This is a genomic window from Streptomyces sp. NPDC026659 (assembly GCF_040638245.1).
In the GTDB taxonomy this organism is placed as follows: Bacteria; Actinomycetota; Actinomycetes; order Streptomycetales; family Streptomycetaceae; genus Streptomyces.
The window spans coordinates 898,369-921,900 of sequence record NZ_JBEZXY010000001.1 but is presented as its reverse complement, the minus strand read 5'-3'; the positions used below and the strand labels follow the sequence as shown (position 1 = coordinate 921,900).

The 23,532-nt window shown below is 72.2% G+C and carries 23 protein-coding genes; 10 read left to right on the top strand and 13 right to left on the bottom strand.

What is annotated here, in order from left to right:
* Positions 1 to 2: 2 nt before the first annotated feature.
* The 6 genes from AB0E91_RS03975 to AB0E91_RS03950 form a co-directional block, all read right to left on the bottom strand.
* Complete coding sequence (locus AB0E91_RS03975) at positions 3 to 1,208, bottom strand: cytochrome P450 (protein ID WP_361774725.1); 1,206 nt, start codon at positions 1,206 to 1,208, stop codon at positions 3 to 5.
* Positions 1,205 to 1,825, bottom strand: coding sequence for an ATP/GTP-binding protein (locus AB0E91_RS03970; protein ID WP_361774722.1), 621 nt, complete (start codon positions 1,823 to 1,825; stop codon positions 1,205 to 1,207). The genes AB0E91_RS03975 and AB0E91_RS03970 overlap by 4 nt, the downstream gene beginning before the upstream one ends.
* Positions 1,803 to 2,156 (bottom strand): DUF742 domain-containing protein, encoded by a 354-nt coding sequence (locus AB0E91_RS03965; protein ID WP_361774719.1) that lies wholly within the window; start codon positions 2,154 to 2,156, stop codon positions 1,803 to 1,805. The genes AB0E91_RS03970 and AB0E91_RS03965 overlap by 23 nt, the downstream gene beginning before the upstream one ends.
* Positions 2,153 to 2,581, bottom strand: coding sequence for a roadblock/LC7 domain-containing protein (locus tag AB0E91_RS03960; protein WP_161180041.1), 429 nt, complete (start codon positions 2,579 to 2,581; stop codon positions 2,153 to 2,155). Before AB0E91_RS03960 ends, AB0E91_RS03965 begins: the two co-directional genes overlap by 4 nt.
* Before the next feature lie 5 nt (positions 2,582 to 2,586).
* Entirely contained in the window at positions 2,587 to 3,978 is a 1,392-nt protein-coding gene (locus AB0E91_RS03955) for an ATP-binding protein (protein WP_361774716.1), read from the bottom strand.
* A gap of 722 nt (positions 3,979 to 4,700) precedes the next feature.
* Positions 4,701 to 5,408, bottom strand: coding sequence for an SDR family NAD(P)-dependent oxidoreductase (locus AB0E91_RS03950; protein WP_361774713.1), 708 nt, complete (start codon positions 5,406 to 5,408; stop codon positions 4,701 to 4,703).
* 101 nt (positions 5,409 to 5,509) lie between these two features.
* On the opposite strand from AB0E91_RS03950, the gene AB0E91_RS03945 reads away from it, so the two are divergent.
* Positions 5,510 to 6,376, top strand: coding sequence for a helix-turn-helix transcriptional regulator (locus tag AB0E91_RS03945; protein WP_361774710.1), 867 nt, complete (start codon positions 5,510 to 5,512; stop codon positions 6,374 to 6,376).
* On the opposite strand, the gene AB0E91_RS03940 is transcribed toward AB0E91_RS03945, so the two are convergent.
* The 3 genes from AB0E91_RS03940 to AB0E91_RS03930 form a co-directional block, all read right to left on the bottom strand.
* The gene (locus AB0E91_RS03940; protein ID WP_361774707.1) at positions 6,346 to 6,849 is read right to left on the bottom strand and encodes an NUDIX hydrolase; all 504 of its coding nucleotides are present in this window, start codon (positions 6,847 to 6,849) and stop codon (positions 6,346 to 6,348) included. The two genes, AB0E91_RS03945 and AB0E91_RS03940, sit on opposite strands and share 31 nt — an antisense overlap.
* 4 nt (positions 6,850 to 6,853) lie before the next feature.
* Positions 6,854 to 7,825 (bottom strand): DUF4232 domain-containing protein, encoded by a 972-nt coding sequence (locus AB0E91_RS03935; RefSeq protein ID WP_361774704.1) that lies wholly within the window; start codon positions 7,823 to 7,825, stop codon positions 6,854 to 6,856.
* Positions 7,826 to 7,892: 67 nt separating this feature from the next.
* A complete protein-coding gene (locus AB0E91_RS03930; RefSeq protein ID WP_361774701.1) occupies positions 7,893 to 8,588 on the bottom strand; it encodes an NAD(P)H-dependent oxidoreductase in 696 nt (231 codons plus the stop codon).
* 165 nt (positions 8,589 to 8,753) lie between these two features.
* On the opposite strand from AB0E91_RS03930, the gene AB0E91_RS03925 reads away from it, so the two are divergent.
* The gene (locus AB0E91_RS03925; protein ID WP_361774698.1) at positions 8,754 to 9,368 is read left to right on the top strand and encodes a DUF3291 domain-containing protein; all 615 of its coding nucleotides are present in this window, start codon (positions 8,754 to 8,756) and stop codon (positions 9,366 to 9,368) included.
* Here AB0E91_RS03925 and AB0E91_RS03920 read toward each other — a convergent pair.
* The 4 genes from AB0E91_RS03920 to AB0E91_RS03905 form a co-directional block, all read right to left on the bottom strand.
* Complete coding sequence (locus tag AB0E91_RS03920; RefSeq protein ID WP_361774695.1) at positions 9,308 to 9,673, bottom strand: metalloregulator ArsR/SmtB family transcription factor; 366 nt, start codon at positions 9,671 to 9,673, stop codon at positions 9,308 to 9,310. The genes AB0E91_RS03925 and AB0E91_RS03920 overlap by 61 nt on opposite strands.
* An 82-nt stretch (positions 9,674 to 9,755) precedes the next feature.
* Positions 9,756 to 10,757 (bottom strand): methylmalonyl Co-A mutase-associated GTPase MeaB, encoded by a 1,002-nt coding sequence (meaB, locus tag AB0E91_RS03915; protein WP_361774692.1) that lies wholly within the window; start codon positions 10,755 to 10,757, stop codon positions 9,756 to 9,758.
* A gap of 6 nt (positions 10,758 to 10,763) precedes the next feature.
* On the bottom strand, positions 10,764 to 12,938 hold the full coding sequence (gene scpA, locus AB0E91_RS03910; protein ID WP_361774689.1) for a methylmalonyl-CoA mutase: 2,175 nt from the start codon (positions 12,936 to 12,938) through the stop codon (positions 10,764 to 10,766).
* Entirely contained in the window at positions 12,938 to 14,740 is a 1,803-nt protein-coding gene (locus tag AB0E91_RS03905) for a methylmalonyl-CoA mutase family protein (protein ID WP_361774686.1), read from the bottom strand. Before AB0E91_RS03905 ends, scpA begins: the two co-directional genes overlap by 1 nt.
* Before the next feature lie 239 nt (positions 14,741 to 14,979).
* Between AB0E91_RS03905 and AB0E91_RS03900 the strand changes: the two genes are divergently transcribed.
* The 8 genes from AB0E91_RS03900 to AB0E91_RS03865 all read left to right on the top strand — a co-directional run bounded on the left by AB0E91_RS03900 (position 14,980) and on the right by AB0E91_RS03865 (position 23,526).
* Positions 14,980 to 15,366 (top strand): cell division protein SepF, encoded by a 387-nt coding sequence (locus tag AB0E91_RS03900; RefSeq protein WP_018547259.1) that lies wholly within the window; start codon positions 14,980 to 14,982, stop codon positions 15,364 to 15,366.
* A gap of 150 nt (positions 15,367 to 15,516) precedes the next feature.
* A complete protein-coding gene (locus tag AB0E91_RS03895; RefSeq protein WP_361774682.1) occupies positions 15,517 to 16,752 on the top strand; it encodes an ATP-binding protein in 1,236 nt (411 codons plus the stop codon).
* Positions 16,749 to 17,102: a nucleotide pyrophosphohydrolase gene (locus tag AB0E91_RS03890; RefSeq protein WP_361774679.1), complete on the top strand. Its 354-nt coding sequence runs from the start codon at positions 16,749 to 16,751 to the stop codon at positions 17,100 to 17,102. The genes AB0E91_RS03895 and AB0E91_RS03890 overlap by 4 nt, the downstream gene beginning before the upstream one ends.
* Positions 17,103 to 17,289: 187 nt before the next feature.
* Entirely contained in the window at positions 17,290 to 17,760 is a 471-nt protein-coding gene (locus tag AB0E91_RS03885) for a DUF6099 family protein (protein WP_361774676.1), read from the top strand.
* A 46-nt stretch (positions 17,761 to 17,806) separates the two neighbouring features.
* Complete coding sequence (locus AB0E91_RS03880; RefSeq protein ID WP_361774673.1) at positions 17,807 to 18,730, top strand: LLM class F420-dependent oxidoreductase; 924 nt, start codon at positions 17,807 to 17,809, stop codon at positions 18,728 to 18,730.
* Positions 18,731 to 18,851: 121 nt separating this feature from the next.
* Complete coding sequence (locus tag AB0E91_RS03875) at positions 18,852 to 19,388, top strand: hypothetical protein (protein ID WP_361774670.1); 537 nt, start codon at positions 18,852 to 18,854, stop codon at positions 19,386 to 19,388.
* Entirely contained in the window at positions 19,379 to 20,986 is a 1,608-nt protein-coding gene (locus tag AB0E91_RS03870) for a 3' terminal RNA ribose 2'-O-methyltransferase Hen1 (protein ID WP_361774667.1), read from the top strand. The genes AB0E91_RS03875 and AB0E91_RS03870 overlap by 10 nt, the downstream gene beginning before the upstream one ends.
* Positions 20,983 to 23,526, top strand: coding sequence for a polynucleotide kinase-phosphatase (locus AB0E91_RS03865; RefSeq protein WP_361774664.1), 2,544 nt, complete (start codon positions 20,983 to 20,985; stop codon positions 23,524 to 23,526). The genes AB0E91_RS03870 and AB0E91_RS03865 overlap by 4 nt, the downstream gene beginning before the upstream one ends.
* Positions 23,527 to 23,532: the final 6 nt, after the last annotated feature.

Below are 23,532 nucleotides of genomic sequence, written 5' to 3'. Positions count from 1 at the left end.
CTTCAGCGATGGACGGGGAACAGGACGGGAAGGGCTTCCATGGCGCGGTGGAACGGGCCGGGGCGCCACCGCAGTTCGGACGGCGGGACGGCGAGGTCCATCTCCGGGATGGCGTCGAGGAGATGACTCAGCGCGGTCTCCGCGATCAGATACGCGTGCGAGCGCGCCGGACAGGTGTGGGGGCCGATGCTCCACGCCAGATGGGCACGGTTGCCGCTGACGCTCGACGCGGGCATTCCCAGGGTGAGTTCGGGGTCGTTGTTGCACGCGGACAGCGAGATCACCACCGGCTGGTGGGCCGGGAGCAGATAGCCGTCCATGTCCGTGGGGTACGGCGGATAGCTGATGCAGTAGTTCGCCATCGGCGGGTCGCTGTAGAGCACGGTGTCCAGCGCGTCGCGCAACGTCGACTGTCCCGCGTGGAGTTCGGCCGAGAAGTCCTCGTCGGTGAGGATCTTCAGCTGGGTGTTGGCGATGAGGTTGGTCAGCGGCTCGATGCCCGCGCCGTAGAGCGTGACGAGCTGGTGGGCCATCTCCTCGTCGTCCAGGGCGGCTTCGTGCCCGATGAGCCGGGAGGTCACGTCGTCGCCGGGCCGCTCGCGGCGCAGGCCCACCAACTCGCCGATGGCCTGGGCGAGAAGCGCGTTGCCGTGGTCGGCGTCCTTCGCCTCGAAGATCTTCGCCATGCCGTCCGCGATGCGCGCCCCGATGTCGTCGGGGCAGCCGAGCAGCGCGCTGAGCACCCGGAAACTGATCGGCCACGCGTACTGGGTGAGCAGGTCGGCCCGCCCGGTGTCGCCGAACCCCGTGATCGCCTGGGCGGCGATCTCCTCGACCAGCGCCCGGAGTTGATGCTGGTCCACCGCGTCCAGGCTCGCGGTGTTGGCGCCCCGGTAGCGGGCGTGCTCGGTGCCGCCGCTGCGCAGCGCGTTGGGCCGCCACTCCATCATCGGCAGCACCGGACAGGTGCGCGGCACGTCCTGCTGCCACACCCGGGGGTCGGCGGGGAAGCGCAGCGGGTCGTTGAGGATGCGGCGCGCGGCGTCGTAGCCGATCACCAGCGTGGCGGGGATGCCGGGGGACAGTTCGACGGGCACCAGCGTCCCGTGCGTGGTGCGCATCCGCTCGTAGGCGGTGTGCGGGTCGGCGGCGAACTCCGGTGCGTACAGCGGGATTCGGGCCGGGGCCTGAGGGTCGGCGGCGGTCATCGCAGGGGCTCCAGGGACGCGGTGGGGCTGAGTCCGACCAGGTGTTCCACGAGGGTGATCAGGGCGCGCAGGGAGGAGACGCGGTCGCGGGCGTCGCAGCTGGTCAGCGGGGTGCCGGGGTCGAGGGCGAGCGCCTCGCGCAGTTCCGCCTCGGGGTAGACCGGGGCGTCGGGGAAGGTGTTGACGGCCACCGCGTACGGCGTGCCCCGGTCCTCCAGCAGCCCGAGGGCGCCGTGGCTGGCGTCGAGGTCGCGGGTGTCGGCGAGGACGAGACAGCCGAGCGCGCCCTCGGAGAGGTCCTCCCACAGCGGCTTGAAGCGGACCTGCCCCGGCAGTCCGAACAGGTACAACGCCAGTGCGCCGTCGGCCAGATGGATGCGGCCGAAGTCCATGCCGACGGTGGTGGTGGTCTTGTCCGGGGTGCCGCGCATGTCGTCGATGCCGACGCTGACCTCGGTGATGGGTTCCTCCATGCGCAGCGGCCGCACCTCGGACACGCTGCCGATGAAGGTTGTCTTGCCGACCCCGAACCCACCGGCTATCACGATCTTGGCCGACTGCGTCACCGTGGAGGGCACGTAAGTGACGGGCGGGTCAGAGGAGTTGTCGAAGTCCATGGAGCACCCTTACGAGAATGTCGTCCTGCGGCTGAGCGGAGTTGGCGTCGACCGGGCTGGTCAGTCGGCCGGTGTCCATGAGGCGGGAGACGAGAATGCGGACGGTGGAGGGCGGCAGTTGCAGCGCGGCGGCGATGTCGGCCACGGCCAGACCGCCGCAGCCGGGTGAGAACAGGCTCATCACCCGGCGTTCGTCCGTGGCGAGTTCACCGGCGGAGCCGGCCGCGGCGATGACCACGCTCTCCCAGCGCACGTCGTCCCGTGGGCGGATCTGGCCGCCGGTACGGACGTAGGGCCGGACCATGTCCGGGTCGCGCCGCGGCCCGCTCATGCCCCGAGACTCCCGTCGCGCTGGGGAACAGGAGTGCGTTCGCCGGTGGAGAGCTGCGTGCCCAACTGCACTGCGAGACGCACCATGTGATCGGTGATCAGACCGATGTCGGCCAGCGGTCCGGTCGTGCAGACCATCAGCGTCGTGTTCTGCCCGGCGGCCGTCGTCAGGCAGAAGTTGTTCGCGCACTCCACGAGGTGCTGGCGCACCCCGCCACCACCGGTGAACTCGTCCCACGCCTTGGCCGAGGCCCGCAGCGAGGCGGTCAGGGCGGCCAGCTTCTCGCCGCCCTCCTGGTCGATGGTGTGCGTACGGGCCTTGAGCAGGCCGTCGCCGCTCACCAGCACCGCGTACCGGACGCCTTCGACCGAGCCGAGCTGTTCGTCCAGCAGCCAGCCCAGGGAGTTGGCGTGAGTCTCCGACATGGTGTTCAACGTCCTTCTTCCGTGCGGGGGGTGCTGCTGCCGTGGTGGTCCCGGCCGCGCCGGGTGCCCGCCATCCAGGAGGCGGCGACGCCGGGGCTGCCCGGCTGGACCGCCGGGGCGGCGGGCTTCGTCGCCGGGGCGGCCGGGGTGCCCGGCTCGGCGGGGGCGTCGGTGCGCGGGGCGCGCTTGCGGACGGTGAGGCCGCTCGCCGTCGTGGCGGACGGCTCGGGGCGGGGCCGCTCCGGCGCGCTCCGTGTCTGCTGGGTCTGCTGTCCCGGGAGCGCGGCCCCGGTGCGGGCGGCGGCGCGGGCCTGTGCCGACCTGACCGACTCGGGGCTGGTCAGCAGGTTCTGCGGGAGCACGATGACGGCACGGGTGCCGCCGTAGATGTTCGGGGTGGTGATGTCGACACGGAAGCCGTAGTCCTTGGCCAGCGCGGCGGCCACGCGGAGCCCGGTCTGCGGGTAGGCGCCGAGCGCGGTGATGTCGTCGCGCTGTTCTCCGGAGAGGACCTTGCGGGCCCACAGCACCCGCTCGTCGTCCATGCGCAGTCCGGCGTCGTCCACGATCAGGAAGGCCGCGTTGTGGCCGTGGTCGAGGGTGACGTGCACCCGCGCGGCGGGGGGCGAGTAGCGCAGGGCGTTGCTGAGCAGCACCGCGAGGGTGTGGATCACGGCCTCGACGGCCCGGCTCTCGACCGCGAGGGTCTCCATCTCCGGGTGCTGGACGCGCTCGTACCCCTCGACGCGGCCCATGGCGGCGCGCACGATGTCGGTCAGGGTGGTGGCCCGCCAGCGGGCCGAGAGCTTGTCCCCGGCGAGGACCGAGAAGCCGGAGGCGATGAGCAGCATCTGCTGCGAGAGGTGGTCGATCTCGTTGAGCGTGGCGTACGCCTCGTCGGAGATGTGGACCTTGCGCACCCCGGCGCTCACCGACCGGCTCAGGTTCTTCGCCCGTTGCACGAGGCTGGACGTGAACGCCCGCACGGTGGCCCGGGCGACATCGACCGACTCCCGCCGCGCGTCGGCGACTTGGGCGTCCGCCGCCTTCCGGACCTCGGCGGCGCGCTCCTCGGAACGCTCCTCCGCACGCCGTTCCAGGAGTGCCACGGTGTTCCGTGTCTCCTCGCTCAGCCCGGTCAGCGCGTGGGCGAGGGGGGTACCGGCGAGCTGGGGCGGCAGTACGGGCGCGGCGACCGGTTCGGCCGTGGGGGAGGCGACCGTGGTCGTGATCCTCCCGACGAACTGCTCGGCCGCGCGCAGCTGTTGGGACAGGGTCTCCGCGCGCTCATGGAGCTGCTCGGCGCGCCGCCGCTGACGTGCGGCCACGCGTGCGTAGTACGCGATCGCCGCGGCGCCGACCGCCACGAGCACCAGGAACAGGGTCGGTTCGGTCATCGGGCCGTCCTCGCGACGATGGTGCGGGGGGTGTCGGCGGCGATCCGTACGCGAGGGCGGAAGGGGATGCCTGGGGCCGCGTACGGCGGGATCGCCGTGGCACATAACCCTGTCGCCGGTCCGTGCGCCTCCGGCGGCGCCGAAGAGGCGCGAGCGGTACGGGCTGCCCGTAAGAGACGCATGACTGAACTCCTGCTGGGGATCGGCCGGGTCACGTCGCGGGCGCGCGGGAGTGCGACGGACCGGAGCGTGCGGTGGCGGCGTCGAGCGAACCGGGATGTCCAGCGGGGGCCGTCCGAGCGGGGCCCGCACACGGGGTCCGTACCCGCTCGTCGCGTCCGGGGCGGATCGGCGGTGCGGGCGGCGGTCGGTCCGTGAGTCACGCGCTGGAGCAAGACGTTGGTCCTGGGGCGCCCCTCCCGGTCCGCCGCGGTGGGCTGCCGCGCATGGCAGGCAGCTCATTGACGATGGTGAGAATACGGTCCGTAACGTAGTCCTCGCAACGCCGAACGAAAGTGCGGATATGCGTGATCTCGCGTACCCCGTACGGCACTTGAAGCAGACGCCGCCAGGCCGTATACCGCACCTCCGGCGCTCCCGGGCCGCCGATCGAGGGGGCCGGACCGGGTCGCGGGACGCTGAGGTGATCCGGTGAAGATTTCACCATTCATGTGAACGCCCGGCTCGCCGGTTCGCCTTTCACCGGTCCCGTCTGCCGCGACTCACCACGGCAGCACCCCCGCCCCGTTCTGGAACGTCCCCGTCGGCCCGTCCGGCCCCACGCACGCCAGGCGGACGACGACCTCGGCGCCCTCCTCGACGGTCTGGGTGCCGGTGTGGTGGTTGAGGTCGGTCGCGGTGAAACCGGGGTCGGCGGCGTTGATCCGGATGCCGTCGAACGCCTTGGCGTACTGCACGGTGAGCATGTTCAGGGCGGCCTTGGAGGACGGGTAGGCCAGGCTCGGGTAGAAGTGCTCGAAGGCAGAGGGGTCGGCCAGGGCCGGGGTGTACGCGAGGCCGCTGCTGACGTTGACCACGACCGGGTGGTCCGAGCGCAGGAGCAGGGGCAGGAAGGCGTGCAGGACGCGGACGGGGCCGAAGACGTTCGTCTCGAAGACGGTCCGTACGTCGTCGGCGGTGGTCTCGGCGGGAAGGACGAAGCCGCCGTCCGGGTGACGCGGCTCGATACCGGCGTTGTTGACCAGCACGTCCAGACCGCCCTCCGCCTCGATCGTCTTCACCGCGGCGGCCACGGAGGCGTCGTCGGTGACGTCGATCCGGACGAAACGGGCGCCCAGCTCCTCGGCGGCACGCCGTCCGCGCTCGGGGTCGCGGGCGCCGACGTGGACGGTGTGCCCGGCGGCGATCAGGCGGCGGGCGGTCTCGCGGCCGAGGCCCTTGTTGGCTCCGGTGATCAGTGTTCTCGTCATGACTCCAGGCTGCGCCAGGAGCCCGCGACCAGCCAGAAGACCGCTTTTCCTGGGACTGGCGGTACCAGGCACGCCCGTCCGCGCGGCAGCACACTGGGGGCATGACGACCACCGACCTGGGCGACGCGATCCGCCGCTGGCGGGACCGGCTGGCCCCCGGCGACGTGGGGCTGCCCGCAGGAGGCCGCAGACGGGCGACCGGGCTGCGCCGCGAGGAGCTGGCGCAGCTCGCGGGGATCTCCGTCGACTACGTGACCCGCCTGGAACAGGGCCGCGCGGCCAACCCCTCCTCGCAGGTCGTGCAGGCGCTGACCCGCGCGCTCCGGCTCTCGGCGGAGGAGCGGGACCACCTCCACCGGCTGGCCGGACTCGCGCCGCCCGGACCGAGGACGGTGCCCGTCTTCATCCCGCCCAGCGTGCACCGCCTGCTCGACCGGCTGGCCCACACCCCGGTCGCCGTTTACGACGCCACCTGGACCCTGCTCGCGGCCAACCCGCCCTACGCCGCCCTGATGGGCGACTCCACGCGGTGGCGCGGCCGCGAACTCAACGGCGTCTGGCGGCACTTCCTCGGACCCGGCGGCCCCGTCACCTACACCCCCGAGGCCCGCGCCGCCTTCGAGTCCGCCCTCGTCGCCGACCTCCGCGCGGCGGCCGCCCGCTACCCGGCCGACTCCCAGCTGCGCGCCCTCGTCGCCGAACTGCGCGACGGCAGCCCGGAGTTCGCCCGCCTGTGGGACTCCGGCACGGTCGGCGTCCACGAGGCCGCCCGCAAGACCATCGACCATCCGACCGTCGGACCGGTGACCCTCGACTGCGACATCCTCGCGGTCGCGGGCAGCGACCTGCGCGTCATGGTCTACACGGCGGAACCGGGCACGGAGGACGCCGAACGGCTGGCGCTGCTGATGGTGTGGGGGACGCAGCGGGTGGAGCCTCAGCCGCCGCTGCCCGGCGCCACCGGATAGCGGTGCACCGGTGGCAGACACGGCAGGAGGCCCGGCCAGACCGTGTCGATCACGTGGGCGCTCGGGGTGAAGAGCGGCTGGGGAAGCATGGGCAGGCCGGCGGGGTCGTGCCACTCCCAGCGGTCGATCAAGTGCGGCTCCTCGACGGACGGTTCGCCGGTGAAGGCGTGCACGCGGACGGCGGCGGTCAGCCGGGGGAGACCGTGGACGGAATCCATCAGCAGGGCCACGGTCCGTGTCGTGTCCGGGTCGGCCCGCAGTCCGGTCTCCTCGGCCAGCTCCCTCACACCCGCTGCCGCGAAGTCCTCGCCCGGGTCGTTCTTGCCGCCGGGCAGCTCCCAGACCTGGCGCTTCCTGGACCAGCCGAGCAGCACCCGGCCCGCCGCGTCGGTCACGACGACACCCGCGCCGGTGAGCGCGTGCGGCGAGGGACGGCCCTTGTCGGCGTACGGGATGCGCTCGGTCTCTGTCACGTTCTCACTGCTCCTTCTCCCATGCCCGGACCCCCAGTCTGCCCGTCGTACCGAGATCCAGTTCCGGGGTCACCATCACGGGCGCGGCGCCCGCCCTGGCGCGGACGCGGAGGTAGGGGGCGTTCACGGGGGCGCCGACGGTCTGCACGGTGTTGTGCCAGGAGATGATCGACCGGGCGCGTTCGCCGGGCTTCAGGGTGACGGGGCGGACGACGTCGGGGCTGCCGTCGAGGTTGGCGACCTCGTCGCCGGGCACGAGACGGATTCCCTCCACCACCTCGTGGTCGGCGTCGAGGATCTGGAGCTGGGGGCGGCCTTCGAGCGTGTACGGGCTCCTGCCGCAGTTCTCCAGATGCAGCCCCGTCACGCGCAGCCCCATCGCCGCGTCCCCCTGGTCGGCCCACACCCGCACTCCGGACGCCGGGCACGGCCCGCTCTCGGACGGCGCCTCGGCGGTCGGGACGCTGCGGACGGACACGATGGACGCGTTCGGCATCCGGGCCGCGTCGCCGACGCTCCGGCGCATCGCCACCGTCCCGCGCAGGGTCCCGCCCGGCCGGACCGGCCCGGCGATCCGGATCGCCCCGGTGTATCCGGAGGCGTCGAAGATGATCGTGTAGGTCATGTCGTGCGCGGCGGGGTTGGTCACCGAGAACGCCGCCGTCAGGCCGTTCGGCCGGCAGACGCCGTTCTGGTCGACGGCGCCGGAGTACAGGCCGGTGAGCCGCACCCCGTCCCGCTCGGTGTCCGTGGCCGACGGCACCGGACTCGGTGTGCCCGGCGGGCGCGGAGCGTCCGCGGTGGTCGTGGGCCGGGTCAGCGGGGGCGTGCTGCCGGGGGTGGGCGTGGCCGAGGGGCACGCCGCAGCGGCGCTCTCCCCGCCGACCGCACGCGGGGTGCCGCATCCGGCGAGGGTGAGGGCCGCCGTCACGGCGAGCGTGCCGACGGCGATCCGGCCGTCAAATGGTCTGTGCATCAAGCGAGTTGATCAGCGTCAGGCTCCTCCGGCTGTGACGGAAGCCACTTCTCCGGTCACGGCTCTGTCACAGGCGTACCGCGCTCGCCCCGAGCCCCGCGAAGGCGTCCCGCACCGCCGCAAGAGACGCCTCTCGCTCGGCCTCGGACATCCGGGCCGGGCCGTAGGTGACGACCGGGGGAAGCGGCTCGTAGCCGACGAACTCCAGCATTCCCCGGTGGACATGGAAGAGGAACTGGTCCAGCGCGCCGAACGCGCCGCCCGGCACGAACGCCTCCTCCGGGCCGCCGGTCGTGATCAGCGCCATCGCCCGCTTGCCGTGCAGCGCGGCCCGGTCGAACAGCCCGAACTCCCCGCCGAACACCGCACCCATGACGAACACCCGGTCGATCCAGCCCTTGAGGATCGCGGGCATTGAGAACCACCACAACGGGAAGGACAGTACGAGCAGATCGGCCGACAGCACGGCATCCAGCTGCGCGCGCACCTCGGCGGACAGGGTGCCCTCCCGTACGGCCTCCATCTGCTCGGCCTGCGGCTTGAACGGGCCGTCGGACGGCGGGAATTCGGCGCGGTCGAGCACGGGGTTCCAGCCGTCGGCGTAGAGGTCCACGACCCGGACGGAGTGACCGGAGCGGCGCAACTCCTCGACAGCGGCCCGCATTTGAGCCGAGGCGAAGGAGTCGGGCTCGGGGTGCGCGTGTACGACGAGGGCGGACGGCCGGGCGTCCATGACGGGGTCCACGGTGGGCACGATGTCCATGCGTCGATCGTATCGCAATATTCCGATGTGTCGATGTGAAGGGCTGTGGTCTTCTGGCCGCAGAGGCCACTCGGACAGCGAAAACGCAACTTCGACAGGGTCCGCGGCGGCGACTACCTTCTCGCCCCGGGTCCACCGCAGGCACCCCCGATCAGGGAGAGACGCATGCCCCAGCTCGCGCTGTACACCTTCGGCGTCCTGACATCACCGCTCGCCGATCCCGCACCTCTCACCCGCGAGTTCTACGACATCGGCGAGGCCGTCTACCGGGAGATGGGCCGGCATCCCGGATACCTCGGGCGGGCCGAAGCGGCGGGCGGCGAGCAGGGCGTGCTCTTCGGGGCGGACTGGGGCGCGTGGGGAGAGTTCGCCGTACCGGTCTGGTACGACAAGGGCCGTACGGCGGACACCACCGCCCTGGCCGCGACCCTCTCCCTCTGGACCGACCCGCGCTCCGCGTTCGACGCCGTCTACGGCGGTCCGCACCGTGCGGCGCTGGCCAGGCGTCACGACTGGTTCGAGCGGACAGGGCACCCGACTCACGTGTCCTGGTGGGTCTCCGACGGCGTGACGCCCACCTGGCAGGACGGGGTCTCCAGGCTGGAGCACCTCCACGGCCACGGCTCCGCGCCGGGCGCCTTCACCTTCCACCAGGCGTTCGCCCCGGACGGAACTCCGGCCAGGATCAAGGGAGTCGGGCCGGAGGGCGAGCAGGCCGATCAGATCAGCCCGCCGACCGCCTCCGACAGCCGCCGCAGCCGCTCCTCGTCACGCCGGTAGTGGGTCCACTTGCCGACCCGGGTCGAGCGGACGAGACCCGCCCGCTCCAGGGTCGCCATGTACGAGGAGACGGTCGACTGGGCCAGCCCGCTCTTGGCCTGGATGTGGCTGACGCACACGCCGACGGTGTCGCGGTCCGCGATCGGCTCGTACGCCGCGAATTCCACGTCCGGGTTCCGCAGCCAGCGCATGATCTGGAGGCGGACCGGGTTGGCCAGCGCCTTGAACGCCTCCAGCGTCTCCGGGACCGCCAGGTCCTCCGGCGCCTCCCCGGCCCGCGCGGCGGCCTCGTCGTTCCTGCTCATGTCCACCCTGGGTCCTGTTCGGTCTCCACTGCATCGACCGTCACGTCGACATACCAGGATATCTCGATGAATGAGCAGCGGGTCAGGGCTGCTGCCCCCGCATCCCGTCCTCGAACGCCCGCAGAATCCGCTCCGCCGCCAGTGTCGCGGTCAACGACCCGTCCCGTACCCGCTGTTCGAGCTCCGGGGCGGTCGCGCGGACGGCGGGGTCCGAGCGCAGGCGGTCGAGCAGCTCGTCGCGGACCATGGACCAGGTCCAGCCCACCTGCTGGTCGCGCCGCTTGGCGGTGAGCCGTCCCGTGGAGTCGAGCAGCGCGCGGTGCTGTTCGAGGCGCTCCCACACCGTGTCCAGACCGCTCGACTCGCGCGCGCTGCAGTGCAGCACCGGCGGAGTCCAGAACGCGTCCTTGCCGTGCATCAACCGCAGAGCGCCCGCCAGTTCACGGGCGGCCGTCCTCGCGTCCCGCTCGTGCGGACCGTCCGCCTTGTTGACGGCGATCACGTCGGCCAGTTCCAGGACGCCCTTCTTGATGCCCTGGAGCTGGTCGCCGGTGCGGGCCAGGGTCAGGAGCAGGAAGGAGTCGACCATGTCGGCGACCGCGGTCTCCGACTGGCCGACGCCGACCGTCTCGACCAGGATCACGTCGTAGCCCGCCGCCTCCATGACGATCATGGATTCCCGGGTCGCCTTCGCCACCCCGCCCAGCGTGCCCGCGCTGGGAGAGGGGCGCACGAAGGCGTCCGGGTCCACGGCCAGCCGCTCCATGCGCGTCTTGTCGCCCAGGATCGAGCCGCCGGTGCGCGTCGAGGACGGGTCCACGGCGAGCACCGCCACCCGGTGCCCCAGCGAGGTCAGCATCGTGCCGAACGCGTCGATGAACGTGGACTTGCCCACGCCCGGCACCCCGCTCACCCCGATCCGCCGCGCCCGCCCGCTGTGCGGCAACAGCTCGGTCAGCAACTCCTGCGCCAGCGAACGGTGTTGCGGTCGGGTGGACTCGACGAGCGTGATGGCGCGCGCCACCACGGCCCGCTTCCCGTCGAGCACGCCCTTCACATAGGCGTCGAGATCCATCGCGGCCATCGGCGCCTACAGATCGTGGCCGAGATCGGCGGCGAGCCGCTTCACCAGGTCGTGCGCCGCGTCCGGGATGACCGTGCCCGGCGGGAACACCGCCGTCGCACCCATCTCCAGCAGCGTCGGCACGTCCTGCGGCGGGATCACCCCGCCCACCACGATCATGATGTCCTCCCGGCCCTCCTCGGCCAGTTTCTCCTTCAGCGCCGGGACCAGCGTGAGGTGCCCTGCGGCCAGCGAGGACACCCCGACCACGTGCACGTCCGCCTCGACCGCCTGCCGGGCGACCTCCTCCGGCGTCTGGAACAGCGGGCCGACGTCGACGTCGAAGCCGAGGTCGGCGAAGGCGGTCGCGATCACCTTCTGGCCCCGGTCGTGCCCGTCCTGGCCCATCTTGGCGACCAGGATGCGCGGGCGGCGCCCCTCGGCCTCCCCGAAGGCGTCCACCAGGGCACGGGTGCGGTCCACGTTCGGGGACTCCCCTGCTTCGTTGCGGTACACGCCGGAGATCGTACGGATCTGGCCCGCGTGCCGGCCGTACACCTTCTCCAGGGCGTCGGAGATCTCGCCCACCGTCGCCTTCGCGCGCGCCGCGCGCACCGCCAGCTCCAGCAGGTTGCCCTCGCCGTCCGCCGCCCGGGTCAGCGCGTCGAGGGCGGCCCGGCACTCGACGTCGTCCCGCTCCGCGCGCAGCCGCCGCAGCTTCTCGATCTGCTGCGCGCGCACCGAGGAGTTGTCGACCTTGAGGACCTCGATCTGCTCGTCGGAGTCCACCCGGTACTTGTTCACGCCGATCACCGGCTGACGCCCCGAGTCGATCCGCGCCTGGGTGCGGGCCGCCGCCTCCTCCACGCGCAGCTTCGGAATGCCCGCGTCGATGGCCTGCGCCATGCCGCCCGCCGCCTCGACCTCCTGGATGTGCTGCCACGCCCTGCGCGCGAGGTCGTAGGTCAGCCGCTCCACGTACGCGCTGCCGCCCCACGGGTCGATGACCCGCGTGGTGCCGGACTCCTGCTGGATCAGCAACTGCGTGTTGCGGGCGATCCGCGCCGAGAAGTCGGTGGGCAACGCCAGTGCCTCGTCAAGGGCGTTGGTGTGCAGCGACTGGGTGTGGCCCTGGGTCGCCGCCATCGCCTCCACACACGTCCGCGTGACGTTGTTGAACACGTCCTGCGCGGTCAGCGACCAGCCCGAGGTCTGCGAATGCGTGCGCAGCGAAAGGGACTTGGCGTTCTGCGGGTCGAACTGCTTCACCAGCTTGGCCCAAAGGAGCCGCGCCGCCCGCAACTTGGCGATCTCCATGAAGAAGTTCATGCCGATCGCCCAGAAGAACGACAGCCGGGGCGCGAACGCGTCCACGTCCAGGCCCGCTTCACGCCCGGCACGGATGTACTCCACCCCGTCCGCGAGCGTGTACGCCAGCTCCAGGTCGGCCGTCGCACCGGCCTCCTGGATGTGATAACCGGAGATGGAGATGGAGTTGTAGCGCGGCATCCGCTGCGAGGTGTACGCGAAGATGTCGGAGATGATCCGCATCGACGGCTTCGGCGGATAGATGTAGGTGTTGCGGACCATGAACTCCTTGAGGATGTCGTTCTGGATGGTCCCGGCCAACTTCTCGGGCGGTACGCCCTGTTCCTCCGCCGCCACGATGTAGAGCGCGAGCACCGGCAGCACGGCGCCGTTCATCGTCATCGACACGGTCATCCGGTCCAGCGGAATGCCGTCGAACAACTGCCGCATGTCCAGGATCGAGTCGATGGCCACGCCCGCCATGCCGACGTCACCGGTCACGCGCGGATGGTCGCTGTCGTAACCCCGGTGCGTGGGCAGGTCGAAGGCGACCGACAGACCCTTCTGCCCGGCCGCCAGATTGCGCCGGTAGAACGCGTTGGACTCCTCGGCGGTGGAGAAGCCCGCGTACTGCCGGATCGTCCAGGGCTGGTTGACGTACATCGTCGGGTAAGGACCGCGCAGAAACGGCGCCATGCCCGGATACGTCTCCAGGAAGTCCAGGCCCTCCAGGTCCCGCCCGGTGTACAGCGCCTTCACCCCGATGCCCTCGGGGGTCTCCCACACCGGCTCGGCGCCCCCGGTCGCCCGCTTGACGGCGGTCCGCCACTCCTCGGCGCCACCGTCCACGGCCGGGGTGCCCAGCTCGATCCCGGAGAAGTCGGGGATTCCCATCAGGACACTCCCATGCGGTCGAGAGTCGCGGACAGTACGGCGACGGCGTCGCAGCCCGCGAAGACGTAACTGTCGACGCCCGCGTACTCAGCGGGGCGTCCGGCCAGGGTCACATGGCGGGCGCCCGCCGCGCGCAGGGCCTCGGCGGCCTGCCCGGCCTCCTCCGCGTACCGGCTGTCGCTGGAGCAGAGGACGGCCTCGGCGGCGCCGCTGTCCTCGAAGTTCCCGGAGGTGACCGGCTCGATGCCGCCCGCCTGGAAGAGATTGGCGGCGAAGGAGGCGCGGGCGGTGTGCTCGGCGGCGGGGCCGAGGGTGGCGAGGAAGACGCGGGGGCGGGCTCCGGTCGCCGCCAGGTGGGCGTCCGAGCGGGCCCGCAGCGCCTCGTACGCCTCGTCGCGTCGCACGCGCGGCAGACCGCCGGAGCGCGGTTCGGGAGCGGGCTCGCGGACGACCGGCTTCTCGGCCAGGAACGGGAACTCGCTGACGCCGGTGATGGGTTCGCGCCGCTTGGCGAGTTTCGCGGACCGCTCCTGCCAGGTCTTCGCGAGATCCGCGCGGAGCCTGCCCGAGCGCGACACGGCGGCCTGGCCGCCGTCCTGCTCGATCGAACGGAAGAACTCCCAGGCGGCCTCGGCCAGTTCGTCGGTGAGCCGCTCCACGTACCAGGAGCCGCCCGCCGGGTCGATCACGCGGGCCAGATGCGACTCCTCCAGCAGGATCGTGGAGGTGTTGCGCGCGATGCGGCGGGCGAACGCGTCCGGCAGGCCCAGGGCGTGGTCGAACGGGAGCACGGTCACCGAGTCGGCGCCGCCGACCCCGGCCGCGAGCGTGGCGACCGTGGTGCGCAGCATGTTCACCCAGGGGTCGCGGCGGGACATCATCACCGGCGAGGTCACCACGTGCTGCGTCTGCGCGCCCGGCGCCCCGCACACCTCGGCGACCCGCGCCCACAGCCGGCGCGCGGCGCGCAGCTTGGCGACGGTCAGGAACTGGTCGGCGGTCGCGGCGTAGCGGAACTCCAGCTGGGCGGCGGCCTGTTCGACGCTCAGCCCGGCCTCGGTCAGCTCTCGCAGATACGCCACGCCGGTGGCGAGCGAGGCGCCCAGCTCCTGCGCGGCCGAGCCGCCCGCCTCGTGGTACGGCAGCGCGTCCACGGTGAGTGTGCGCAGCCCCGGGTACGTCTCGGCCACCTGCTTGGCCAGCGCGGCCACGGGGGCGAAGTCCAGCGGAATACCGGTGCGGGCCTCGTGGCCCAGCGGGTCGGCGCCGAGGTTGCCGCATACGGCCTCGGGGGCGATACCCCGCTCCTCGTACAGCCGCAGCAGCGCGGACGCGGCGGCCTCGGTGTCGGCGCCCGCGTCCAGCACGACGGGAGCGAGGTCCAGATAGACGCCGTCGAGCGCCCGGCCGAGGTCGGTGACGGGGATGCCGCCCTCGCCGAGCACCAGCCAGAGCGAGGTGACGCCGTTCTCCAGGTCGGAAAGGACGGTGCCGTCGCCGAGCGCCGCGTGCCGCTGCCGTACGTCCCAGCCGCCCGCGGTGCTGCCCTCGGGCCTGCCGCCGCGCGTGAACGGGGCGAAGCCCGGCAGCCCGGGGTCGGGAGCGGTGTCGCGCGCGGTGTACAGGGGGCGGGTGCGCAGCCCGTCCTCCAGCGTCGTGGACAGGGCGTCCTCAGCCGCGCCGCCGGAGACTTCCTTGCCGGACTTGCGCAGTACACCCTCGACCAGGCGTTGCCACTGCTCGTGCGTCGCGTCAGGGAACTCGGCGGCCAGGGAGAGCCCGTCGTCAGGCAGGACCGTCATGCTCGGATGTTAGGACAGGGGGCTCAGATGGCAGCAGAAGGCCGGGCTGTGACGTTTCCCTCGTTGCGGTTGTGATCCGGGCCTCTGGACGGGCCATGTGACGCCGTGCGCACGGCCGATGGGACCGGGAGCGGACATGCGCAGGGTCGCACAGTGTGTCGCTGTTGGGCTGAACGGGTGACTTGGCGTAAGAATTGGCAGGTGCAGGCATCGCAAGCGAGTCAGGTCAGGGGGAGCCGGTGAGCCGTTACGACGTCACCGATGAACAGTGGGAAGGGCTCGCCCAGGTCGTGCCGCTGCGGGGCCGGGACGCATGGCCGTCCGCGGTGAACCACCGCTCGCTGCCGGAGGCCGACACCGAGACCCGCCGCCGTTTCGTCGTCCTGAGGGTCAACGTGTTCGCGGACGCGCGCGACGTGGCCGAGACCCTGATGGCCGGCATCCCGGTGCTTCTCGACCTGTCCAGCGCGGAGACCGAGGTCGCCAAGCGCGTCCTGGACTTCAGCACCGGCGTGGTCTTCGGCCTGGCCAGCGGGATGCACCGGGTGGACCGGAACGTCTTCCTGCTGACGCCGCCCGGGACCGAGGTCAGCGGGCTGATGGGCATGGAGGCGTCGGGCGGCTGAGGGGGCGTCACAGGGTGTGTACGTACCGCTCGTAGGGTCGTAGGACTTAGGCCGGGTGGACGGTGTGCCCGTTTTGACCCGGTCGCCCGATCGTAGGAAGGTCCGAGGGCAAAACGGTTCGGCGCTCCGGGGCGGTCCTACGGTCCGCGTATGTCCGTGACCTCCCTGTCCGCCGTGCCGCCCGCCGCGGCCGATGTCCTGCCTGCCGCGGCTTCCGCGGAGCGTGCGGTGGAGCCCGCCGTGCTGCCGGACCCCGCCCTCGACGCCCTCTCCGACGTGCGCGCCCGCATGACCGAGCTGCGGCTGTCCGCCTTCGCCGGGCACCGCAGGGCCGCGTTCCCGCTCGGCGCCGTCACCCTGTTCGCCGGGCCCAGCGGGACGGGCAAGTCGACCGCCCTCGCGGCCTTCGAGGCGCTGGCCCGGCTCGGCGGCGGGGCGAGCCTCGCCGAGGTGTTCCCGGACCCGCTCGCCTGGGTGCCGGAGCGGGCGCGCCCGGACCGCGAGGGCAGACGCGGCTTCCGCATCGGCTGCACGGCGGACGGTGTCGCCGGGCCGGTGCTGCTCGATGTCGCGGTCCAGGCCGAGCCGCAGCTCAGGATCGTGGGGGAGCGGCTGACGGCGGGCGGGGTGGTCCTGCTGGAGACCGCGCTGCGCGATCCGGCGCGCCGGGCCGTGCAGGCCGCCTGGCACACGGCGGGCACTGCCCCGGTGACCCGTGCGCCACTCCCCGACGACCGGCTCGGCACCCCGTTGCTGCCGCTGCGCGTGGCCGGGGCGACGGACGGACAGCGCCGGGTGCTGGCGACGGCCGAGCAGATGGTGGTCGCGCTGCGCTCGGTCTTCCCCTGCGATCCGCGCCCCGAGTTCATGCGTGTGCCCATTCCCGCCGGGCCGGGACGGCTGCTGCCCGGCTGCGACAACCTGGCCGATGTCGTGGCCCGCACCCGCGCCGAGTGCGGACGGCGGCACGCGCTGCTGGTCGAGACGGTGCGCGCGGGCTGCGCGGGCCCGGTCGCCGACCTGGTGGCCGAACGGCTCCCGGACGGCACGGTACGGGCGCTGCTCGACCGGGGCGACGGCCACCGTACCGATCTGGCCCGCCTTGGCGAGGGCGAGCTGCGCTACATCGCGCTCGCCCTGGTGCTGATGACCGGGCCAGGCGTCCTGGACGTGGACGCGCCGGGGGAGGTGCCCGATGCCCTGCGCACCCTCACTGTCCTGGCCGACGGCTTCGACCGGTGCCTCGACCCCGTCCGGCGCCGTGAACTCCTCGGCCTGGCGGCCCGGATGGGCGAGCGCGGCCATGTCCGCTGCGTGGGCGCGGTGAGCGACGCGTCCTGGGCCTCGGGGACACCGGGCGTCACGGTGGTACACCTGAGGGTGTGACCGAACGCCCCGATCTCCCCAAACTCCAGCGCAGGCTGGCCGAGTTCGCCGCCGCGCGCGACTGGCAGCCGTACCACACCCCGAAGAACCTCGTCTCCGCGCTCAGCGTCGAGGCGTCCGAACTGCTGGAGATCTTCCAGTGGTTGACGCCCGAGGAGTCGTCCCGGGTGATGGCCGACCCGGACACCGCGCACCGTGTGACCGACGAGGTGGCCGACGTGCTGGCCTATCTCCTCCAGCTGTGCGAGGTGCTCGGCGTCGACCCGCTGACGGCGCTCGCGGCCAAGATCGAGCGGAACGAGAAGCGGTTTCCGGTGGGCGGCGACGGAGGGGCCACGGCACTCCAGTAACCCTCCAATAACCGGACTATCAGACTCCGTTATCACTCTATGGAGTCAACTTCCCTGCCGATTCCGAATTGTTGTCCACAGATTTCCGCCTTCCTCTGGCTTTTCGCACCAAGCGCCCTCACTCTGGGTAGTGAACAGAAAGAGTGCGGACAGATGTACGGCGACTTCGGCGGACCGGGGGCAGCGGATGGATGCGGTGCGGCTCATCGAGACGAGCAGGCGTGCCCTGGCGGCGGAGGCCGAGGCACCCGAGGGCATGGTGGAGGTGTGGCAGGCACAGGCCCTGGCCCAGGCGATCGGCAGCCGCCTCGCGGTCTCCGGTCCGCCGGAGCTGCGCGGCGAGGCGCTGGGGCTGACCGAGCTGGCGGGCCGGGGCTGCGGCGTCCTCGACCCTCCGGAGCTGGAGCTGGGTGACCTGCGCGCCGCCCAGCTCACCGAACTGGCCGACGCCCGCCAGACACTGCTCTGCCTGTGCGGACTCCTCGGCGAGGTGGGCATCGCCCTGGTCGGCATGGCCAGCGCGGCGGCGGACGAGACGACGTACTGGCAGTGCATGGAGGCCATCGACGCGGCCGACGAGTCGCGCGACCGGGTCCTGGAGATGCTGCGCAAGCTGGCGGCGCGGGAGGAGATGGTGCACGGGAGAGAGGCGGGCTGAGCGGCGTTGCCGCTGGTGGGGCCCATGGGTGTTGCAGGATGGATGTATGGACCTTCGAATCTTCACCGAGCCCCAGCAGGGCGCCACCTACGACACGTTGCTGACCGTGGCGAAGGCCACCGAGGACCTCGGCTTCGACGCCTTCTTCCGGTCGGACCACTATCTGCGCATGGGCAACGTCAGCGGACTGCCCGGCCCGACCGACGCCTGGATCACCCTGGCGGGCCTCGCCCGCGAGACCCGGCGCATCCGGCTCGGCACGCTCATGACGGCCGGTACGTTCCGGCTGCCCGGCGTGCTCGCCATCCAGGTCGCGCAGGTGGACCAGATGTCCGGCGGCCGGGTCGAACTGGGCCTGGGCGCGGGCTGGTTCGAGGAGGAGCACAAGGCGTACGGCATCCCGTTCCCGAAGGACAAGTTCGCCCGCCTGGAGGAGCAGCTGGAGGTCGTCACCGGACTGTGGGCGACCGAGACCGGCAAGACGTACGACTTCCACGGGAAGTACTACGACCTCACCGAGTCGCCCGCGCTGCCCAAGCCCGCCCAGTCGAAGGTCCCGGTGATCATCGGCGGCCACGGCGCGAAGCGCACCCCGCGTCTGGCGGCGCGTTACGCCAGTGAGTTCAACATCCCCTTCGCCTCCGTCGAGGACTCCGCCCGGCAGTTCGGCCGGGTCCGCGCCGCCGCCGAGGAGGAGGGCCGCGCGCCCGACTCGCTCGTCTACTCCAACGCGCTCGTGGTGTGCGTCGGTCGCGACGACCAGGAGGTCGCCCGCCGTGCCGCCGCCATCGGCCGCGAGCCCGACGAGCTGAAGGCCAACGGCCTGGCCGGCACCCCGGCCGAGGTCGTCGAGAAGATCGGCCGCTACGCCGAGGCGGGCTCCGAGCGGATCTACCTCCAGCTCCTGGATCTGACCGACCTCGACCAGCTGGAGCTGATCTCCGCGGAGGTCATGCCGCAGCTGTCGTAGCCGGTGCCCTGTCGTAGCTGTCCTGAATCGCGCCCCGGGAACGGTCGGCTGTGACGGTCCTGTGGCCGGAACTGTGGCTTCCATCACGGCCCTTGACGGGCCGTGATGGTCGTCTCTGCCGATGGAAGAGTTGCTCCCCCTCGTCTTCGTCCTGCTCCTGTTCCCGGCCGTCGTCGGAGCCTTCGCCTGGCCCGTCGTACTGCTCGTCAAAATCCTCGCCGTGGTGCTCCCGGGCCGCCGCCCCGACTGGCGGTACGACCTGCTGCGCTGGGGAGCCTGGATGGCGGCCGCGGCCGCGCTGATCCTCTATCTCCTGGGCGCCGCGGACGTGGCGTTCTCCGTGAACGAGTCCTCCCACGGCGCGGACTCCACCCCCGCCCAGGAATGCCGGGACGCCTACCCCCTGGACCGGCTGCGCGGCCAGGAGGGCTCCTACCTCCCCCTCGGCTTCGACTGCCTCCTCGACGACGGCAGCACCGGCTCCAGCAGTCCCGGCTACTTCTTCTGGCTCAACACCCTGATCGCCGTCTTCGCGCTGACCTCCGTCGGCCTGGTGATCACCATGGGCGCGATCACCGAACACAGAGCACGCGCCGCTCAGGGAAAACCACTGGTCACCACGGCGGACAATCCACCAGACTCGGACACGTGTTCCTGACGATCTCCACGCGCGGCACCGCCGCCACACCGGCCACCGACCTCGGGTATCTGCTGCACAAGCACCCCGACAACGCCCAGACGTTCGCCACCTCGCACGGCACGGCGCACGTCTTCTACCCCCAGGCGGACGCCGAGCGCTGCACGGCGGCGCTGCTCCTGGAGATCGATCCCGTCGCGCTGGTCCGGCGCGGCAAGGGGAAGGGCCGGGGCGGCGCGCCCGACACCGCGCTCGCGCAATACGTCAACGACCGCCCCTACGCGGCCTCCTCGCTGCTCGCGGTCGCGCTCAGCTCGGTCTTCTCCAGCGCCCTGCACGGTGTCTGCAAGGCCCGCCCGGAGCGTGCGTCCACCCCGCTGCCGCTGCGCGTCGAGGTGCCCGCGCTGCCCGCACGCGGCGGCCCGGAGCTGGTGCGACGCCTCTTCGAGCCGCTCGGCTGGACCGTGAGCGCCGAGCCCGTCGCCCTGGACACCCGGTTCCCCGAGTGGGGCGACTCGCGCTACGTCCGGCTCGCCCTGGAGTCCGACACCCTCACCCTGGCCGAGGCACTGCGCCATCTGTACGTCCTGCTCCCGGTCATGGACGACGCCAAGCACTACTGGGCCTCCGCCGACGAGGTGGACAAGCTGCTGCGCGCCGGTGAGGGCTGGCTGGCGGGCCACCCCGAGCAGAAGCTGATCACCAGCCGCTATCTCTCCCGCCGCTGGTCCCTGACCCGGCAGGCGATGGAACGCCTGGAGCTGGCCCGCCTCGCCGAGGCGGACGACAGCGAGGTCGAGGACATCGACAACGCGGTGGCGCAGGAGGCCCCGGAGGCGGAGGAGCCCGGAGCCGTTGCCGAGGCCGACGGGAGCACTCCCGCCGCCGTCCCGGCCGCAGAAGCCGCCGTCCCGGCCGCTGAGGCCGCGGGCACCCCCGCAGAGGCCGACGGGAGCACTCCCGTCGACGCCAAGCCCCTCCCGCTCGCCGTCCACCGCCGCGAGGCCATCCTCGCCGCGCTGCGCGAGTCCGGCGCCGCCCGCGTCCTGGACCTCGGCTGCGGCGAGGGCACCCTGCTGCGCACGCTGCTCCAGGAACCGCGCTTCACCGAGATCGTCGGCATGGACGTGTCCGCCCGCGCCCTCGCCATCGCCGCGCGCAGGCTGAAGCTGGACCGCATGGGCGAACGCCAGTCGTCCCGCATCACCCTGCTCCAGGGTTCGCTGGCCTACACCGACAAGCGGCTCGCGGGCTACGACGCCGCCGTGCTCAGCGAGGTCATCGAGCACCTCGACCTGCCCCGGCTGCCCGCGCTGGAGTACGCGGTGTTCGGCGCCGCCCACCCGCGCACGGTGGTCGTGACCACGCCGAACGTCGAGTACAACGTCCGCTGGGAGTCGCTGCCCGCCGGACACGTCCGGCACGGCGACCACCGCTTCGAGTGGACCCGCGCGGAGTTCCGCGCCTGGGCGGACGAGGTCGCCGGGCGGCACGGCTACACCGTCGAGTTCCGCCCCGTGGGACCCGAGGACCCCGAGGTGGGTCCGCCCACCCAACTGGCCGTGTTCCATCAGCACACCACCCCGCAGGAAGAGAAGAAGGAGGCGAAGGCGGCATGACCGAGAACAGCGAGGGGCGCGTGCTGCCCGTCACCGACCTCTCCCTCGTGGTGCTCGTCGGCGCCTCCGGCTCCGGCAAGTCCACCTTCGCCAGGCAGCACTTCAAGCCCACCGAGGTCATCTCCTCCGACTTCTGCCGGGGCCTGGTCTCCGACGACGAGAACGACCAGAGCGCCACCCGCGACGCCTTCGACGTCCTGCACTACATCGCGGGCAAGCGGCTGGCGGCCGGGCGCCGTACCGTCGTGGACGCCACCAGCGTGCAGCAGGACGCCCGGCGTCAACTGATCGACCTGGCCAGGCAGTACGACGTGCTGCCCATCGCCATCGTGCTCGACGTGCCGGAGGAGGTGTGTGCCGAGCGCAACGCGGCCAGGCCCGACCGCGCCGACATGCCCCGCCGGGTCGTCCAGCGGCACACCCGCGAACTCCGCCGGTCCCTGCGGCACTTGGAGCGCGAGGGCTTCCGCAAGGTGCATGTGCTGCGCGGAGTGGAGGAGATCGAGAGGGCCACCCTCGTCACCGAGAAGCGCTTCAACGACCTGCGCCACCTCACCGGCCCGTTCGACATCATCGGCGACATCCACGGCTGCTCGGCCGAACTGGAGTCGCTGCTCCTCAAGTTGGGCTACGAGGACGGTGTGCACCCCGAGGGCCGTACCGCCGTGTTCGTCGGCGACCTGGTCGACCGCGGGCCGGACTCCCCGGGCGTGCTGCGCCGCGTGATGGGCATGGTCAGGACGGGCAATGCCCTGTGCGTGCCCGGCAACCACGAGAACAAGTACGGCCGTTACCTCAAGGGACGCAAGGTCCAGCACACCCACGGCCTCGCCGAGACCATCGCCCAGATGGAGGGCGAGAGCGAGGAGTTCAAGGAAGAGGTGCGCCGCTTCCTGGACGGCCTGGTCAGCCACTACGTCCTGGACGGCGGCCGGCTGGTCGTCTGCCACGCGGGCCTGCCCGAGAAGTACCACGGCCGCACCTCGGGCCGCGTCCGCTCGCACGCCCTGTACGGCGACACCACCGGCGAGACCGACGAGTTCGGCCTGCCCGTGCGCTACCCGTGGGCCGAGGACTACCGGGGCAGCGCCGCCGTGGTCTACGGCCACACCCCGGTCCCCGAGGCCACCTGGCTCAACAACACCATCTGCCTGGACACCGGCGCCGTCTTCGGCGGCAAGCTGACCGCCCTGCGCTGGCCCGAGCGCGAGGTCGTGGACGTCCCCGCCGAGCAGGTCTGGTACGAACCGGCCAGGCCGCTGCGCACCGAGGCGCCCGGCGGGCGCGACGGCCGTCCGCTGGACCTGGCGGACGTGCGCGGACGCGGTGGCGTGGAGACCCGGTACCTGGGCCGGGTCTCCGTCCGCGAGGAGAACGCGGCCGCCGCCCTGGAGGTGATGAGCCGCTTCGCCGTCGACCCGCGCCTGCTGCCGTATCTGCCGCCCACCATGGCGCCGACCCCGACCTCGCGGGAGGAGGGGTACCTGGAGCACCCGGCCGAGGCCTTCGCGCAGTACGCGCGGGACGGTGTCACGCGGGTCGTGTGCGAGGAGAAGCACATGGGCTCGCGGGCCGTCGCCCTGGTCTGCCGGGACGCGGAGGCCGCGCGCGAGCGGTTCGGCGTCGAGGACGGGCGCACCGGTTCGCTCTACACCCGCACCGGGCGCCCCTTCTTCGACGACGGGAAGGTGACCGAGGAGATCCTCGGCCGGCTCCGCTCGGCGGTCACGGAAGCGGGACTGTGGGACGAACTCGACACCGACTGGCTGCTGTTGGACGCCGAGCTGATGCCGTGGTCGCTGAAGGCGGGCGGTCTGCTGCGCCGCCAGTACGCGGCCGTGGGCGCCGCCTCCGGGGCGGTGTTCCCGGACGCGCTCGCCGCCCTGGAGTCCGCCGCCGCGCGCGGTGCCGAGGTGTCGGACCTGCTGGAGCGGCAGCGCGAACGCGCCGTGGACGCGGCCGCGTTCACCGACGCCTACCGCCGCTACTGCTGGACCACCGACGGCCTGGACGGCGTCCGCCTGGCGCCCTTCCAGCTCCTCGCGGTGCGCGGCCGCAGCCTCGCCGGACTCCCGCACGACGAACAACTGGCCCTGCTGGACCGCCTGGTGGAGCACGACTCCACCGGTCTGCTCCAGACCACCCGGCGCCTCTACGTCGACACCGGTGACCCGGAGTCGGTGCGCGCGGGCGTCGACTGGTGGCTGGAGATGACAGGGCGGGGCGGCGAGGGCATGGTCGTCAAGCCGCTCGGCGCCCTGGTCCGCGACGACAAGGGCCGCCTGGTGCAGCCCGGCGTCAAGTGCCGGGGCCGGGAGTACCTGCGGATCATCTACGGCCCCGAGTACACCCGCCCGGACAACCTCGCCCGCCTGCGGCAGCGCTTCCTGAACCACAAGCGCTCCCTCGCGGTCCGCGAGTACGCCCTCGGCCTGGAGGCCCTGGACCGCCTCGCCGACGGCGAGCCGCTGTGGCGGGTGCACGAGGCGGTCTTCGGGGTGCTTGCGCTGGAGTCGGAACCGGTGGACCCGCGCCTGTAGCGACCC

Coding starts and splice junctions, on each gene's coding strand:
- AB0E91_RS03885 (WP_361774676.1), top strand. CDS start 17,290: ATGGATGCGGTGCGGCTCATCGAGACGAGCAGGCGTGCCCTGGCGGCG.
- AB0E91_RS03955 (WP_361774716.1), bottom strand. CDS start 3,978: ATGACCGAACCGACCCTGTTCCTGGTGCTCGTGGCGGTCGGCGCCGCG.
- AB0E91_RS03935 (WP_361774704.1), bottom strand. CDS start 7,825: ATGCACAGACCATTTGACGGCCGGATCGCCGTCGGCACGCTCGCCGTG.
- AB0E91_RS03950 (WP_361774713.1), bottom strand. CDS start 5,408: ATGACGAGAACACTGATCACCGGAGCCAACAAGGGCCTCGGCCGCGAG.
- meaB (WP_361774692.1), bottom strand. CDS start 10,757: ATGGCCGCGATGGATCTCGACGCCTATGTGAAGGGCGTGCTCGACGGG.
- AB0E91_RS03865 (WP_361774664.1), top strand. CDS start 20,983: ATGACCGAGAACAGCGAGGGGCGCGTGCTGCCCGTCACCGACCTCTCC.
- AB0E91_RS03945 (WP_361774710.1), top strand. CDS start 5,510: ATGACGACCACCGACCTGGGCGACGCGATCCGCCGCTGGCGGGACCGG.
- AB0E91_RS03875 (WP_361774670.1), top strand. CDS start 18,852: ATGGAAGAGTTGCTCCCCCTCGTCTTCGTCCTGCTCCTGTTCCCGGCC.
- AB0E91_RS03965 (WP_361774719.1), bottom strand. CDS start 2,156: ATGAGCGGGCCGCGGCGCGACCCGGACATGGTCCGGCCCTACGTCCGT.
- AB0E91_RS03970 (WP_361774722.1), bottom strand. CDS start 1,825: ATGGACTTCGACAACTCCTCTGACCCGCCCGTCACTTACGTGCCCTCC.
- AB0E91_RS03930 (WP_361774701.1), bottom strand. CDS start 8,588: ATGGACATCGTGCCCACCGTGGACCCCGTCATGGACGCCCGGCCGTCC.
- AB0E91_RS03905 (WP_361774686.1), bottom strand. CDS start 14,740: ATGACGGTCCTGCCTGACGACGGGCTCTCCCTGGCCGCCGAGTTCCCT.
- AB0E91_RS03880 (WP_361774673.1), top strand. CDS start 17,807: ATGGACCTTCGAATCTTCACCGAGCCCCAGCAGGGCGCCACCTACGAC.
- AB0E91_RS03925 (WP_361774698.1), top strand. CDS start 8,754: ATGCCCCAGCTCGCGCTGTACACCTTCGGCGTCCTGACATCACCGCTC.
- AB0E91_RS03960 (WP_161180041.1), bottom strand. CDS start 2,581: ATGTCGGAGACTCACGCCAACTCCCTGGGCTGGCTGCTGGACGAACAG.
- scpA (WP_361774689.1), bottom strand. CDS start 12,938: ATGGGAATCCCCGACTTCTCCGGGATCGAGCTGGGCACCCCGGCCGTG.
- AB0E91_RS03920 (WP_361774695.1), bottom strand. CDS start 9,673: ATGAGCAGGAACGACGAGGCCGCCGCGCGGGCCGGGGAGGCGCCGGAG.
- AB0E91_RS03895 (WP_361774682.1), top strand. CDS start 15,517: ATGTCCGTGACCTCCCTGTCCGCCGTGCCGCCCGCCGCGGCCGATGTC.
- AB0E91_RS03975 (WP_361774725.1), bottom strand. CDS start 1,208: ATGACCGCCGCCGACCCTCAGGCCCCGGCCCGAATCCCGCTGTACGCA.